Raw genomic sequence first — 14,705 nt, 5'->3', positions numbered from 1 at the left:
ACGGTTAATTATTCCTGTTTATCCGAAAATATCAAAGGAAAGAAAGAACACAAAAAAGCCCCCCTTAGAGATAGGCTGGGGAGCTTGTTTATTTTATAGTTCGATTCTTATTTCATCCGCTGTTTTCAGTCTGGATGAGGGCTTGGCTGGCTCATCATTGATTCGGATCTTTCCTTCCAGAATCCTTTTTGTGACTTCGGTTCGGCTCCAGTCCTTGATTTGATCGGCAATGATTTTATCGAGGCGGAACCTTCCTTGTACGTCTGAGAGCTTTATCATGATTTTATCAATACCGATTATTTGGTAGTCTTTTATAGTGATGGCTGTGAGCTGGCCCGGTTGTTCTTGCTGCTCCTCCACCACTCTCGCGTGATCGGTATAAGCTTGATAGATTTCGAGCTTTTTGTTCCAGGTGTGGTTCTTATCACACTTGTATATGGCGAATCGGTAGATGTTCTTTCCGTTTGCGTTGTGCCTGCGGATCATCGTATCCGTGAACCGGACAGTCTTGCCGCAATTGCTGCAATGTCTTTCGACGGTATTGTCCTTCGTTTCTTGAAGCTTCCAGTTCAATTGGACTTTCTGCATTTCCTTCACCTCTTTTGGGATGTAAGGAAACGTAACGCTTCTATTTGGAAGTCTTGCAGTATAAAGTTTTTCAACCATAACAAAAAGAGGCACCCTTAAGGGAACCTCTATATCATACATGCTGCAGATATAGGTTACGTTCCTTTGTAATGGGATTTCGACAGACTGCTCCCGTTCAGCAAGCCTTCAAAAAGACCGCTTCCAGAGCGTCCATATCCAAAATGTGTTCCATTACAAAGTGTATGTTGGCATAAAGGTGACCTGTATCCTTTCATTCCAAATAGATTACCTTTAGTTTATTCGATATTAGAATTTTTTACAAGCTAAATTTGCTCGAGCGGACTTTCTTCAGCCGGAATCGGATAGTCTTTTAACAACCCAGCGAAGTACACGAGGTTGTTGCTCATCTTTTTAATCGCGGTTGCTTCAACCGGAGATCTACAATCGTTGCAAATACAGTACGAGTCTCCGTTCGGTGGGATTGTAAAGCCGATGTGGGAGAGTGCATACAGGATCGACTGGGCAGCAGGTTTTGCACCGATTTCGTTTCCTGTGATGAGCACACCGCCTACCTTGTTGTAGAAAAGTGCCGGTCCGTTTTCGATCGTGTTGTCGCTTTCTGCGTAAAGCCGTTCGATGACAAGTGCAGCAATACTGCTCTTTTCTTCAATCCATAATGGAGTCGCGAAAATGACGATGTCTGCTGCCTTCACTTTTTCAAAAATCTGTGGCCAATCGTCTTCGAGTCCAGGTTCATCGTTCGTCGAATAGCCGATATTATAATCCGCAAGCCATAGCATTTCAAAAGAGACGTCGTGATCCTGCAAGATTTCAAGTGAATAATTGGTCAATGCTTGTGTATGGGAGATGTTTTCTTTTGTTTTTAGGGAACAGTTTAAGATTAAGGTATGTAGAGTTGACATAACTCTTCCTCCTTTACAAAGTCATGTATCTTTACCCTAAAATGATGAGGATTAATCCACTTTTTAATAGGAAAAATCAGCCAAAATGTACCCTTTGTTGACTCTAAAGATACCACCCCCTCAATTAGTGAACTTATCTCACATGCTTCCGCTGCGCGTTTACCAATTCGATGAAAGCCTGAGGTTGGCTGTCTGATAGATATTTGAACTGGACCTGGTCGCCTTTCACCTTCAAGGAGAAGCGTGGGTAGAAAAGCCCCCTTTTGAGTCGGAACTTTTGTATCGTTGTATAATCGTAGGTTTCAACCAGTTCACCAGGCTGAATCAGATAATCGCCAACGAACATCAACCGTTCAGTTGTTGCAGCAAGCACCCCTGGTCTAGGTGTGAACGTGAATATATAGGTGAGTAAAGAGCAACGTCTTGTCGCTAGAAGCTGCTCATCTTCTTTTAACATCTGTTTGATCTGCTGTGTCGTCACTTGCATGCGAATTCTCTCCCGCCTTTTTCGAGTACTATTACCTACGAACCAATAAGCCAAAAGTTTCATCCCGATAGAAAATGGTGCCAGGCACCAATTTAAATCCCTTGGGGCCCAAGGGTTAAATTGTCGTGCCTGGCACCGAGTGTGTTTCTAATATAGTATTTTACTTTGTGGTTTCGCTTGGGACTTTGATGACTTTTACCATTTGCCGGATTGCTCCGAGATGGTATGCGGAGTGGGCTAATGTACCGCACAATCCATTAGAAGTCTGTTCATCTATTGCATCTAAAGTTTCGATTTTTTCTAATAACGTTTTGTACTCCATATCGAGTTCGTCTTTAAATCGTTGCCATGTCATCTCATCAACTGAAGTGATTTTCCATGATTCTTCCCAGTTCGAGTTCGGCTTTTCCCCTTTCATGTAGGTGTTTGCCACCCATAGGTAATAACGTGTATGATCCGTGTGAGCAGCAATCGTCGTCCCCTGAATCGGGATGGACGCTTCCTCTGCCGACAGTCTATCAAGTGTCCCGAAGATGCCGCTGCCTGGCTTCGCCTCCGTGTACCAGCTTTCATTTTTTTCCGGACCATCAAATGTTTCTGTCAACAATGTTTTCACTGCTTCCAATAAGGTGTTGTTCATCTCAGTTCCTCCTAAATTTTTTTCGTAGGACGTATTGATGTTTTCAACCTCTTGTTGTTAATCCTGTTAGTAACTTACGACATAGAAAATAGAATTCCTGTCAGCGACGATTAAAATAGGAGAATCGCTTTATCGGCCTGAGATTTGAATGGCTTTGTCGGATGGTTCTGCTGTAACGTATTTGGTGATCGTCAACATTTCAGCTTTCGTTATTTTGCCATCGAAAACGAGCACGTGCTGCTTTTCCAAACCGTCTTCCGTTTTATCGAACGATTTGTCATAGGATGTATTAAGAGATGCTGAACTCCCTTCCCCCTCAAGCTTTGCTTCAAGGACACTGAAGTGTTTAGGCGTGTTCAAGATCACTTCTGTCTTTCCTTCTTTTACATTGACCTCTCCAATTGTGACCTTTTCGCCTGCTAATTGGATGCTTTTCTCACCAAGATTGATCTTTTCATTCGAGTCGTGAATCTTTAAGTCTCTTTCAAGTATGAGAGTCAAGTTTTCAACCTCTTCAGGCAGCGGATCAAACTCCAAGTCAAACGTGTATCCGCCAAGGCTGGACGTCATTCCGGATCCTTGTGGGCGAATTATTTTATCATCTGCCTTCAAAATATATTGAAATGCCAGGTGGCCCATCCCCATTTCATTCCATACTTTTTTGTTCTTTACTTTAATTTTACCTTTGATGACTGTTTGTGTTGGGGTCGCCGTCAACTTTTCGAATTCATAGGTCGCTGTATCTGTCTTCAGTGTCTCCTTCATTCTCAGGTTGTATTTCGTCATCAAAGCTTTTGAACGGTCCAGCTCGAACGAAATCGTCGCAGCTTGAGACTTTTCTTGATCCATTCCGAAGTGGAAATCTATATTTTTCACAAACGGATTCGGGGGTTCAAAGGACTGGACGAATGACATCTTCGTATTGTCCTCATTCACTGTACCAAATCCTGATGTCTCAATAATCTGTCCAAAGAAACTTTCCATTCTTATGTTAAAATCCGAAAACTTGTGTTCTATATTTTTTCTCGGGTCAAAAACGGTGTACATGACGATCAGTCGATTCTCATCGAGCATGAGTCCGTCGACAGTGACTTGAATGCCATTGGGAAGCTCAGCACTTTTATCAATTACTTGGCCCTTTCCTTGTTCATTCAGGTCACTCAGGGAATCGGTCAGCACGTGGTCGAATCCGAGAATTTTCTTACCATAGTAGGCCATCGTGTCAAATTGATAGGTAAATAGGAGAATGAATATGAGCGAGGCAGCGATGAGAGAAGGCCGCTTCCAGCGTTTTGGCGTTTTCGGAGGCTCCATCTCGAGTCTATTTCTGAGTCGATCTTCAAGACCCTTCGGCGCTTTCATAGATGGAATGTTTTCTCCGTTTTCCTTTAGTTTCTCTTCCAGGTTTCTCATAGATATTCACCTCCAAGGAGTTCCTTCAGCTTTTTCAACCCGAATGAGATTCTTGATTTCACCGTTCCGATCGGGACTTCGGTTAGTTTTGCGATCGTTTCGTAATCGTAATCAAGCCAGTAACGAAGCTGTATCGCTTCCTGTTGATCGATGTTTAATTCGCCTAAATGTTTTTGGACATCCAGTTGATGAATGGTTCGCTCACCTTCGTTCGTATTGGATGGCTCCTCAATTTCTTCCATAACCGTCGTCTTTTTCCGCTTTCTTAGGATGTCGCGGCAGCGATTGGCGAGGATGGTTTTGCTCCAACTATAAAAGGAACTCTGCTTTTTAAGTTTGTTGATCTTCTCATAAAGGATGACGATCATGTCTTCTAGTGCGTCCATCGCATCCTCTTCGTGCCGTAAATAGGTATATGCTAATCTGTAATACTGATCTTTTTCTGCTAAGACAAGCTGTAACAGCGCTTCTTTATCCCCTTTTTGTGCTTTTCGCACCAGCTTCTCAATCTCCAAAGACGCTCCCCCTCCTCCACTACACCTTAGAGTCACCAACCCTGGAAAAAGTTCAAATGAATTTTTTGGGTGCCAGGCACGACAATTTCGCCTTTGTCCCCCAAGGGATTTCAAAAAGTGCCTGGCACCGATTCAAAACCCTTGGTACATAAACGTTTGAAATCGGTGCCAGGTACACTTCCTGTTAATTTGTTTAGTGGCAGTGGTTTTCCGTTTATCCAATCATTTAGTTTGATATCTAATGTTTCTTTGCCATTAGCAATTTTGGTGATGAATCTGTCTTCCTTAAAGAAGTAACCGAAAGTATGCAGTGTTCCGAAAAACTGTTTATAGTCATGAAAGTACATCTCAGAAGATGGATCACTGAACCAGTTGAAGAGCTCTATACCATCAGCGTTTTTGTGGGTCATCGCTGTTAGACGTTGTATCGAGTGTGTAAGGTGTTCCCTGTTATATGATTCCATCTGCGGATTTTTAAAATGGTTTGTACAAGTGAGAGTCCCTTCCTTTTCTCGAACTTCGACTTTGTGTGACGATGCTTCCACAACTACGTGCCTTCCTTTACGGTCTCCGATGGAATAATTATAAGAGCATGCATGAGGCAGTTCCTTCAACAGTTGTATGCAATCATCGGTGGTTTTACAGGTATCGGCGATAATCCGTATGATTGTGCTACACATCAAGCCTCTAACCTGGTTAGCATTGTTGACAAAATGGAGTGCGGTTGCAACACCGTGTTCATTGACTCCTTCATGCCTTCCTATGTAATGGGTGAATACCCCACGCTTCCGTATGTTTCCTCAGACTGTGCAAAAACAAGTTGGTGATCGTAAATCAGTGGTGAAAAATCGTAATTTCGGACCATAAAATCCTGGGTGACAATCGATGAACATCCCATAGCCTGGAGTTTTGGAAGATCGTATCCACTGAAATAACGCATGGCTATGTCATATGGAATGCGGAGTCCGTCAGCAAGTCCGTGAATTTCCTCTAGTAAATGAGGAGCGAAGGCTTTTAAAACGGTTTGTGCACCTTCCAGATCCATTGACTCTTTCGTAAAAGTTTCATAAACGGCCAATTGCTTTTTATCCAGTAATCGGCCTTGTTCATAACCTATGGTATAGGAACGGTCTCTAAATTCATGTATATCGACTACAAATTCATTCATGTTATCATCCCCCAGCTAAACTAGTTCAACTGTGAGCTGAAAATTCCTTCCAAACACTTAATCAAACGTTTGTTTGAAATTTACTTCTGGTGTATTGCAAGGGATTCACCTCATTAATCAAATGTTTGTTTGAAAACAGTGCAAACCCTGTCGTAAAGGTGGAATTTTACACTTTCGGATATGATTTCGCCTCTTGATCAAACGTTTGTTTGAAATAAAAATACGCCCTTGAACACGGGTTTCACTTGCTTAATCAAACGCTTGATTGAACTCCATCGGATGTTGTCGAAAGATTCTCTGTCCTCTTCTCTGTACCAGGCACCGGAAAAAAGCCCTTGTCTCCCAAGGGATTACAAAAAGTGCCTGGCACCGATTCAGACCCCTTGGTACATCTGGGTTTCAAATCGGTGCCAGGCACTATTGTTTTATTGGCCGAATTTGTCATCGTATTTATCGATGTATAGTGTGCCGTCTTGCTGGACTTCGGCGTAAAAGACTTCTGATATCTCCTGAATACCTGATTCCCGGAGTTTTTGACCGAGCCAAGCTTTATCGAGGTGCAGTTTAGATAAATTGCTTTCATTGATTTTCCCGTCTGAAACCACCTCTGTACTGACTGAACTGCTCCTACTCGGTTGAAACATGTTCATATCACTCTTTGTCAGGGGTTGCTTACTTCCTTTTTTCATGACTGATAATGTGCCATCTGTTTCAAAGATCGCAAAAGCTATATCAGATAGTGTGAAAACCCCTTTCTTTCGGAGCATGACATTTAGCGAATCTACATCCAGCCGTGTTCTTCTGAGCGAATCCTCCATTATCTTTCCGTCCTTGATCACCACAACCGGATCACCATTAAGGAGCTTTCGTGCTCCCTTTGATTTGATATCCATGAACCCAAACAAAACCGTGAAAACTGTCCATCCGACTAACGCAATCACCCCATTCTGGATGCTTAGCATACCGTCTATCGCGAGGGATCCAGCGATTGTCCCTATTGCTATGGCTGATACGAAATTATGGAAAGTCATCTGACTGATTTCTTTTCGTCCCATGATTCTCGCCATCGCCCACAAAGCCAGGAATGATAAAGCTAATCTGAATATTAGTTCTGTGATCGTCATTGAGCCACCCCTTTTTTATGTATCAACTATAAGGGTGCCCTGCTTTTTGATGATAATTCTCTTCAAATTTCATGATAAGTCCGCATAAAAGGTATATAATGTCAATATGAGGAGGCGGTTTTGATGGACTTTTATTGGGTTGGTTTCATCTTTTGGGGCTGCATCATCATCTCGTTGTTTTTATTCCTTTTTTCTATTATGACTCGGAATTCTTTCTGGATGATGATCAGCGGGTTCTTAATAACATTGCCTGCCTTGTATTTCCTCGGTTCACCGAGCCTTTGGTGGATCGCTTTCGTACCGCTCTTTCCATTCAGCTTATCCTTTTACATGAAAAAACAGATAGTGAAAAGCTCCTAGGGGGATACAGTCATGACAGATATCGTATTACTGACCATTATCAGTTTCAGTTGGATCATTTTCAGCTGGCTGGTCATCTATTTTTCAAAAAAATTACGTTGGTATGTTCTTCCCTATACCACTTTCCAGCTTGGCGCAACGTTGATTGTCTACAGTATCGCTTTCGTCAAGGGCTGGTCTGGAATCGGATATGGCGGGCTTGGTGTTACGATTGTGGGAATATCCCTGTTTTTACTGTTGATCGTCCGAATCTATTACTATTCGAAGCAAAAAGAGGAAACCTCAGAGGAATACGAATCTTTTTAGGAGGGATCGTGTGAAGCTTGGAACCTACATAACAATGGCTATCTTGATCGCTTATGCAATCTGCCTGTTTATTTACATGCAGACAGACTCAAAGATTGCTTCGTATCTGATGATTGTACTCCTGGGCAGCTATGCGGTAGGCTCTCTCATCTATGCGGTTTATCGAAAGTCAAAGCGAGACATGCTCTACTGGTTTTTGATCATTTGCCTGGGCACATTTGTATTGGTTCAACTATATTGACTTAAATTCTATGATTCAATCTTTTTGCTGATCCTTTCAAGCTGTTTTCTCACTTCACGAAGTTCTGACCTCAAATTAGAGGCGTCCATACCATTTCGGACAGCATAATAGATGATTAGATAAAGGATTGCTATTCCTAAAAACCCTACAAACCACATTCCTAAAACAATCACATAATCTCCCCCGTTTTTACTTTCATAATACCATATTCAGGGGATAGATCCTCTTTTAGTTCACCTGTGGTTGATAGGGAGAGGTGGTCCGCGGTCTTGAGGCTTTATACCATTGGTAACAGAAAATCGTGATCAGCACGATATCGATTGCGTCACCGCCGTAATACATCAGCATTCCGCCCGCTTCTGCCTGCGCCCGGGGAACGCCTGCAGGTGGATAAGCATAGATATACTTCGATAGGATCCCATGCCCTCCCAAAGCGAATACCAGCAGGATACATCGATAGATGAAGCTTCTCTGATGATGTGTCGGATCCATATAAATCATCGAAACTGTGAAAATATAGCCCGCCAGAAAGACGTGCAGATGGACAAGCACATGCAAAACAAGACTATGGTGCATCTCCAAATATAAATCAGTTGTATATAGTAACCATAATCCCCCTACATTGAGCAGAGTGGCAACGACCGGATCGCTTACCGCCTGGAAAAAACGGCTCTTCAACAAACGGGAAATCCTTCGCGACCATTTTACATTCAATGTCCGTAAAATTAGCGTGATTGGTGCTGCAATCGCAATAAGTAGCGGCGCAAGCATTCCAAGTAACAGATGCCCCGTCATATGCATAGTGAAATCCCCATGGGCTCTGTTTGCGATGGGGCCAACGACAGCTGCCGCGGCACAGATAACCCCAACTGTCCAATATACATACCGGGTTACCGGCCACGTTTTATGATGACGATTCGAGATGATTCCAGCCCAAATATAGGCGCCGATCATGAGCAAAAACGGCAGCATCAACACAAGCTGCGTTCCTGTCTCTTGATGCATATCCCCTTCCATCACGCTTGTGTCCCTTCCAGTTTTCTACGGTATTCTTTGCTCGTCCGGTTGATGAGCATTCCACCGACAATGATCATGATGACCGCAATGATGTTCCATACCCAATCATAAATGTACACATTGTCTACGTACCGGATTTGGTGGATCCTCATGATTTTGTGCTGGACGATTCCGTCATAGAATTGAAAAGCACCGCCGCCTAGCATGCTACCGCCCCACCATCTTTTAAATACAAAAGCGCCACGACGCTTCAAATCGGCTAACATGAACAAGCCTCCAATTGTGGCAAACCAGCTGAACGCATGGAACAAACCATCCGAAATCAGCCCCATAGAGAGCGTTGTTTTGTCATAAAAATGGTGCCAATGTAACAGTTGGTGGAAGATTGTTTCGTCTATGAAAGCGACGAGCCCAAGTCCGAACAAGAAACCCGCCCAAATATTCCGGTTAAAATATGTAATGTTATTTTGTGAGTTGACCGACTCCACAGCCATGTGGGTCCTCCTCTTTTTTTGATTCTTTTATTACTCTATCCTTTTCCGGTAGTTTCAAATCAGATTGGCGGAAAATTAAGTCCACTAGCCTAAAAAAACGTAACGGACACACAGGGCTTTGTGTGTGACAAAATCGGCTTTTTCAGGAAATTAACGGACACCAGCGACGCTATTTGTGACAAAAGACACTGATCCACTACGATTTACAGCAAATAAGGTCTCTAGTGTCCGGTAAAATAAAAGTGGGACCGCCTTATCATCGGCCTGTCCCACTTATGTCAACTTCGTTTGATCCTCTTCGGGTTCACTTCTTTTTCAACTCTTTTATCCTGCAATTCTTCTGAAAGCTCCATGTCATTCTTAAGTGTTGCTGCGTCAAGGTTGTTGTTCCGTGCCGCTTCTTCATTAAGTCTTTCTTTTCCCGCCATACCGATGAACCTCCTTAATGTTCTATACAGAATTAGTATGACCCACCACCACACAGAGTATCGCTAAAAAAGCAATTAATCATCGATTTCCTTAAGGATTTTTGCAGGGTTGCCGGCGATGACGACATTGTCTGGTATATCCCTCGTCACAATCGCACCGGAAGCAATCACGACGTTACCCCCAATCGTCAAACCGGGGTTGATGATCGCACCGCCCCCAATCCACACGTTATCGCCAAAAGTCACGGGCCTTCCATATTCCCTGCCGGAGTTCCTTGCTGTAGGATCGAGTGGGTGTGTCGCTGTGTAAATATGTACCCCAGGTGCGAGCATGCAATTGTCTCCGAACGTTACCTTACACACGTCTAAAATCACGCAGTCGAAGTTTGCGAAAAAGTTTTCTCCCACATGGATGTTCGAGCCGTAATCACATCGAAAGATCGGTTCGATAAAGATCTCTTCCCCGGTCGATCCGTACAGTTCTTTTAAAAGGGAGACCCGCTTTTCCGTTTCCGTCTCGGTCGTTTCATTGATCAATCTCGTCAATCTACGGGCATTTTCCCTTTCTTTGATAAGCATTGGGTCTGCCGGGTTATACATTTCGCCCTCTAACATCTTTTCCTTTTCGGTTTTCATGAAGATCCCCTCCCTATATAAAGAAAACTTAGCAAAGCCAAGCCCTAGGCGTAGGCTGAGCCATTAGTTGCGCTTATATTGAAGAAAGTATTCTATACTTTCTTCAAATGTAAAACAAACCCGACTCTGATGGCCGGGTTCGGTTACATTTAATATCTTGTTTCGAAGCGTTCTTTTGGGACGATCATCTGCAGGTGGTGCCTAAGGTTCATGAATTCTCCTGGAAGCAGACCGCCGTATTCCCCGTCGAGGTTCAGCTGCATTTTTTCATCGGTATGGATCTTGATACGTCTTGCCTTTTCGTAAATGACGTGATCATCACGGATATGATCACCTTTGATTGCAAGGGTTGCGACTCGGATGAACTCTGCCAGGTTCGCTTTTTTCAAGATGATGAGGTCGAAATAACCGTCATTGAATTCAGAGAGTGGCGCAAGCTTTTCAAAACCCCCGACCGAGTTCGTGTTTGCAACCAGGAAAAGCATGACGTCTCCTTCGTACACTTTATCATCGTATTCGATTTTGACGTTGGTCGGACGGATCGAGGGAAGCATCTCCATCCCTTTCAAATAATACGCTAGCTGGCCGATCATCGTCTTCATCTGGCTCGGGACAGCGTATGTCAGCTCTGTCAGCTTTCCGCCGCCTGCGATATTGACGAAGTATTTTCCGTTGACGCGGCCGATATCGACTGGAATATCAACGCCATCACATAAAACCTCAACCGCCTTCTCAATGGTACGAGGAACGCCGAGGGCACGTGCGAAATCGTTCGTTGTTCCTGCTGGGATGATACCCATCTTCGGCCGGTTCGGGAGCTCTGCGATACCGTTGATGATCTCATAGATTGTTCCATCCCCGCCTGCTGCAATGACAAGGTCGAATTCACGTTCAACTGCCAGTTTCGCAGCTCTTGTCGCGTCCCCTTCATCTGCACAGGTCGCGTGAGCCGAGGTCTCGTAGCCTGCCTTCTCCAATTTTTCAAGGATATATGGCAGCTGGCGCTTGACCTGTTCTCTTCCCGATGTCGGATTATAAATTAATCGTGCTCGTTTCATAATAGATCACCTGATTTTATTCTATTAGGTTCAAAGAATTTGATTCGGACAAGTGTACCGGACATGTCTTGTGTAAAATATTTCCTATTATTTATACCGTCCATCTTATTATAGTGACCTTAAATCCAAAATGCAAAACAATACTCTGTGACAATTGCAGGAAAATTCGTTTGAGGCGAAATGTCCAGAAAATCTTCAATGTTGTCCAGCTAATTCGAGGTTTTGTCCAGTAAAAAATGAAAGTTGTCCAGATAATCTGTGGTTTTGTCCAGATAAAAGCGAGAAGTGTCCAGAAACCGCTCGCCCATCAAAATCAAATACTGAAGAAAGTATTTTATACTTTCTTTAAGTGTGAAAAGAAGCCCTCCGTAAAGGGCTTCTTCAATCTTATCGCTTTTCGATTTCTTCGACGATCAGTTTGTTGACCATTGGCGGGTTCGCTTTTCCTTTCGTCGCCTTCATCACTTGGCCGACGAGGAATCCGAGCGCACGGTCCTTACCGTTTTTATAGTCGAGGATCGATTGTTCGTTCTCATCTAAAATTCCGGTGACAATGCCGCGAAGCTCGCCTTCATCCGAAATCTGAACGAGTCCTTTTTCCTTGACGATGACTTCTGGGTCACCGCCTTTTTCAATCAATTCTTTGAAGACTTTCTTCGCAATCTTGGAAGAGATCGTTCCTTTTTCAATCAGCTCGATCATCTTCGCAAGTCCTTCTGGTGTGAGGGCGACTTCATCGACTTCCTTGTACTCTGCGTTCAAGTATGCGGAAACTTCACCCATCATCCAGTTCGAAGCAGCTTTCGCGTCTGCACCTTTTTCCAGGACTTCTTCAAAGAAATCGGACATCTTCTTGGACTGTGTTAAAACCTTCGCGTCATACGCTGGAAGCTTTAGCTCTTCGATATAGCGCTGCTTACGCGCATCCGGAAGCTCTGGAATCTCTGATTTCACACGGTCGATCCATTCCTGATCGATTGATAGACCGACAAGATCCGGCTCTGGGAAGTAGCGGTAGTCATCCGATCCTTCTTTTACACGCATGAGAATCGTTTTCTTGGACTGTTCATCAAACCGACGTGTCTCTTGCAGGATTTCTCCTCCACTTAGAAGTACTTTTTCCTGGCGAACCTCTTCGTGCGCGAGTCCTTTTTGGACGTTAGCAAATGAGTTCAGGTTCTTCAGCTCCGCCTTCGTACCAAATTCCTCTTGTCCGACTGGGCGGAGGGAGATGTTTGCATCACAACGCAACGAGCCTTCTTCCATTTTACAATCGGATACTTCGGTATATTGCAGGATCGCTTTCAATTTTTCAAGATAGGCATACGCTTCTTCCGGCGTGCGAATGTCCGGCTCGGATACGATTTCGACGAGCGGCGTCCCTTGACGGTTCAAGTCCACAAGGGAGTGTGTTCCGTCGTCAGCATGCATCGATTTACCAGCATCCTCTTCCATATGAAGGCGCGTGATGCCGATCTTCTTTTTCTTGCCGTCCACTTCGATTTCAATCCAGCCGTTGACACCGATCGGCTTATCGAATTGAGAAATCTGATACGCCTTCGGGTTGTCCGGATAGAAGTAGTTTTTACGGTCGAATTTCGTTTCGCGTGTGATCTCACAGTTCAATGCCATTGCCGCACGCATCGCGAAGTCCACCGCCTGCTTGTTCACGACAGGTAAAACACCTGGGTGTCCAAGACAAATCGGGCAGACGTTCGTGTTCGGTGGCGCTCCGAATTCCGTGGAGCAGCTGCAGAAGATCTTCGAGTTCGTTTTCAGTTCAGCATGGACCTCAAGTCCGATTATTGTTTCAAAATGCATTTTTTTCGTCCCCCCTTACAGTTGCGGTTTGTTTTGATGATGATCAGTCGCTTGCTCGTAAGCGTGAGCAACGCGGTAGATCGTATTCTCATCAAACGCTTTTCCGATGATTTGTAGTCCGACAGGCAGTCCGTTGGAAAGTCCGCATGGGACGGAGATCGCCGGTACTCCAGCTAAGTTGACCGGGATCGTCAGGATATCATTCGCGTACATCGTGAGTGGATCATCCGTTTTGGCACCGATCTTGAACGCCGTTGTCGGTGCAGTCGGTCCAAGGATGACATCGTATTTTTCAAAGACCTCGTCGAAGTCTTTCTTAATCAATGTACGTACCTTCTGTGCTTTTTTATAATACGCATCGTAAAAGCCTGAGCTCAGGGCGAACGTTCCAAGCATGATCCGGCGTTTCACTTCGTCACCAAACCCTTCACTTCGCGTATGGTTGTAAAGTTCAAGCAGGTTGTCCGCGTTTTCTGTACGGACACCGTAACGGACACCGTCAAAGCGCGCCAGGTTGGAGGACGCTTCAGAGGATGCCAGCAGGTAATAAGTCGCGACACCGTATTTGGAGTGTGGGAGCGAAACCTCTTCCCACTCAGCACCCATGCTTTCGAGGACTTTAAGTGCATCCATGACACGGTTCTTGACGTCTTCGTCTACACCTTCGCCGATGTATTCCTTTGGCACCGCGATTTTCAGACCTTTGACGTCGCCAGTTAGTGCCGCTGTGTAGTCCTTGTTCTCGACGTTCGCGGATGTGGAATCCATCTTGTCATACCCGCTGATCGCCTGGAATAAAAACGCGTTGTCTTCAACTGTTGTTGTGATCGGACCGATTTGGTCAAGTGAAGATGCGAACGCGACAAGTCCGAAACGGGAAACACGGCCGTAAGTCGGCTTGAGTCCTACGACACCACAGAATGCCGCTGGTTGTCGGATTGAACCACCCGTGTCAGAACCGAGTGAGAAAAAGACTTCTCCGGCTGCGACTGATGCTGCCGATCCACCACTTGATCCGCCTGGTACGTAATCTGTGTTCCATGGGTTGCGTGTTTGGAAAAAGCCTGAGTTTTCGTTGGATGAACCCATTGCGAATTCGTCCATGTTCAGCTTTCCGACAGTTATCGTTTCTGCTTTTTTCAAGCGTTCAACAACCGTTGCGTCGAAAACAGGTTCAAAGTTTCCAAGCAGCTTGCTTCCACAAGTCGTACGCAAGTCCTTTGTCGAGATGTTATCTTTCACGCCGATTGGCAGACCGAAAAGGAGTCCGCGCATTTCGTCGGTCCCCATTTTGCTGTCGAGGTATTTCGCTTGTTCTCTTGCGCCTTCTTCATTAAGGGTGAGGAAGGCTTTCACTTTGTCGTCGACTTCGTTGATCCTTGAGAAAGAAGCGTCAACAAGTTCGCTTACCTTCATTTCCTTTTTATGTAGGAGCTCATGCAGCTCTGAGATCTTCTTTTCAAATAAAGACATCGTCGGTTTTCTC

General features: G+C 44.6%; 20 protein-coding genes. 3 read left to right on the top strand and 17 right to left on the bottom strand.

Annotation, left to right across the window (positions count from 1 at the left end; genetic code table 11):
• Nucleotides 1-93: 93 nt before the first annotated feature.
• The 9 genes from KOL94_RS19370 to KOL94_RS19330 form a co-directional block, all read right to left on the bottom strand.
• On the bottom strand, nt 94-588 hold the full coding sequence (locus KOL94_RS19370; RefSeq protein WP_221568325.1) for a S4 domain-containing protein: 495 nt from the start codon (nt 586-588) through the stop codon (nt 94-96).
• A gap of 323 nt (nt 589-911) precedes the next feature.
• Nucleotides 912-1,511: a flavodoxin family protein gene (locus KOL94_RS19365; protein ID WP_221568324.1), complete on the bottom strand. Its 600-nt coding sequence runs from the start codon at nt 1,509-1,511 to the stop codon at nt 912-914.
• A gap of 133 nt (nt 1,512-1,644) precedes the next feature.
• Nucleotides 1,645-1,998 (bottom strand): PH domain-containing protein, encoded by a 354-nt coding sequence (locus KOL94_RS19360; protein ID WP_221568323.1) that lies wholly within the window; start codon nt 1,996-1,998, stop codon nt 1,645-1,647.
• Between the two features lie 160 nt (nt 1,999-2,158).
• On the bottom strand, nt 2,159-2,638 hold the full coding sequence (locus KOL94_RS19355) for a hypothetical protein (protein ID WP_221568322.1): 480 nt from the start codon (nt 2,636-2,638) through the stop codon (nt 2,159-2,161).
• A gap of 129 nt (nt 2,639-2,767) precedes the next feature.
• A complete protein-coding gene (locus KOL94_RS19350; protein ID WP_221568321.1) occupies nt 2,768-4,051 on the bottom strand; it encodes a DUF4179 domain-containing protein in 1,284 nt (427 codons plus the stop codon).
• A complete protein-coding gene (locus KOL94_RS19345; RefSeq protein ID WP_221568320.1) occupies nt 4,048-4,566 on the bottom strand; it encodes an RNA polymerase sigma factor in 519 nt (172 codons plus the stop codon). The genes KOL94_RS19350 and KOL94_RS19345 overlap by 4 nt, the downstream gene beginning before the upstream one ends.
• 110 nt (nt 4,567-4,676) lie before the next feature.
• Complete coding sequence (locus tag KOL94_RS19340) at nt 4,677-5,330, bottom strand: C45 family autoproteolytic acyltransferase/hydrolase (protein WP_311775203.1); 654 nt, start codon at nt 5,328-5,330, stop codon at nt 4,677-4,679.
• Nucleotides 5,327-5,734, bottom strand: coding sequence for a C45 family peptidase (locus KOL94_RS19335; RefSeq protein ID WP_221568319.1), 408 nt, complete (start codon nt 5,732-5,734; stop codon nt 5,327-5,329). The genes KOL94_RS19340 and KOL94_RS19335 overlap by 4 nt, the downstream gene beginning before the upstream one ends.
• A gap of 425 nt (nt 5,735-6,159) precedes the next feature.
• Nucleotides 6,160-6,858 carry a YetF domain-containing protein gene (locus KOL94_RS19330; protein ID WP_221568318.1) on the bottom strand — a complete coding sequence of 233 codons (699 nt, stop codon included), beginning with the start codon at nt 6,856-6,858 and terminating at the stop codon, nt 6,160-6,162.
• Nucleotides 6,859-6,981: 123 nt separating this feature from the next.
• Here KOL94_RS19330 and KOL94_RS19325 point away from each other — a divergent pair, with 123 nt between their 5' ends.
• Genes KOL94_RS19325 through KOL94_RS19315 form a run of 3 tightly spaced genes read left to right on the top strand, consistent with a single transcriptional unit; the run spans nt 6,982 to nt 7,765 of the window.
• On the top strand, nt 6,982-7,218 hold the full coding sequence (locus tag KOL94_RS19325; RefSeq protein ID WP_221568317.1) for a hypothetical protein: 237 nt from the start codon (nt 6,982-6,984) through the stop codon (nt 7,216-7,218).
• A gap of 12 nt (nt 7,219-7,230) precedes the next feature.
• Nucleotides 7,231-7,524 (top strand): hypothetical protein, encoded by a 294-nt coding sequence (locus tag KOL94_RS19320; RefSeq protein ID WP_221568316.1) that lies wholly within the window; start codon nt 7,231-7,233, stop codon nt 7,522-7,524.
• Nucleotides 7,525-7,534: 10 nt separating this feature from the next.
• Entirely contained in the window at nt 7,535-7,765 is a 231-nt protein-coding gene (locus KOL94_RS19315) for a hypothetical protein (protein WP_221568315.1), read from the top strand.
• Between the two features lie 8 nt (nt 7,766-7,773).
• Here the strand turns inward: KOL94_RS19315 and KOL94_RS19310 are convergent, their stop codons facing one another.
• The 8 genes from KOL94_RS19310 to gatA all read right to left on the bottom strand — a co-directional run bounded on the left by KOL94_RS19310 (nt 7,774) and on the right by gatA (nt 14,692).
• The gene (locus tag KOL94_RS19310; RefSeq protein ID WP_221568314.1) at nt 7,774-7,938 is read right to left on the bottom strand and encodes a hypothetical protein; all 165 of its coding nucleotides are present in this window, start codon (nt 7,936-7,938) and stop codon (nt 7,774-7,776) included.
• A gap of 55 nt (nt 7,939-7,993) precedes the next feature.
• A complete protein-coding gene (locus tag KOL94_RS19305) occupies nt 7,994-8,785 on the bottom strand; it encodes a cytochrome c oxidase assembly protein (RefSeq protein ID WP_483298093.1) in 792 nt (263 codons plus the stop codon).
• On the bottom strand, nt 8,782-9,276 hold the full coding sequence (locus tag KOL94_RS19300) for a DUF2243 domain-containing protein (RefSeq protein ID WP_221568313.1): 495 nt from the start codon (nt 9,274-9,276) through the stop codon (nt 8,782-8,784). Before KOL94_RS19300 ends, KOL94_RS19305 begins: the two co-directional genes overlap by 4 nt.
• Nucleotides 9,277-9,554: 278 nt before the next feature.
• Complete coding sequence (locus KOL94_RS19295; RefSeq protein WP_221568312.1) at nt 9,555-9,704, bottom strand: hypothetical protein; 150 nt, start codon at nt 9,702-9,704, stop codon at nt 9,555-9,557.
• Nucleotides 9,705-9,779: 75 nt separating this feature from the next.
• Nucleotides 9,780-10,340 carry a sugar O-acetyltransferase gene (locus KOL94_RS19290; protein WP_221568311.1) on the bottom strand — a complete coding sequence of 187 codons (561 nt, stop codon included), beginning with the start codon at nt 10,338-10,340 and terminating at the stop codon, nt 9,780-9,782.
• 149 nt (nt 10,341-10,489) lie between these two features.
• On the bottom strand, nt 10,490-11,398 hold the full coding sequence (locus KOL94_RS19285) for a diacylglycerol kinase (protein ID WP_221568310.1): 909 nt from the start codon (nt 11,396-11,398) through the stop codon (nt 10,490-10,492).
• A gap of 387 nt (nt 11,399-11,785) precedes the next feature.
• Nucleotides 11,786-13,219, bottom strand: coding sequence for an Asp-tRNA(Asn)/Glu-tRNA(Gln) amidotransferase subunit GatB (gatB, locus tag KOL94_RS19280; protein WP_221568308.1), 1,434 nt, complete (start codon nt 13,217-13,219; stop codon nt 11,786-11,788).
• 15 nt (nt 13,220-13,234) lie between these two features.
• Nucleotides 13,235-14,692, bottom strand: a complete 1,458-nt coding sequence (gene gatA / locus KOL94_RS19275) for an Asp-tRNA(Asn)/Glu-tRNA(Gln) amidotransferase subunit GatA (protein WP_221568306.1) — start codon at nt 14,690-14,692, stop codon at nt 13,235-13,237.
• Between the last annotated feature and the right edge of the window lie 13 nt (nt 14,693-14,705).

The sequence above is a fragment of the Alkalihalobacillus sp. TS-13 genome, from assembly GCF_019720915.1.
Taxonomy (GTDB): domain Bacteria; phylum Bacillota; class Bacilli; order Bacillales; family Fictibacillaceae; genus Pseudalkalibacillus.
This window is presented reverse-complemented; position numbering and strand designations above follow the sequence as displayed.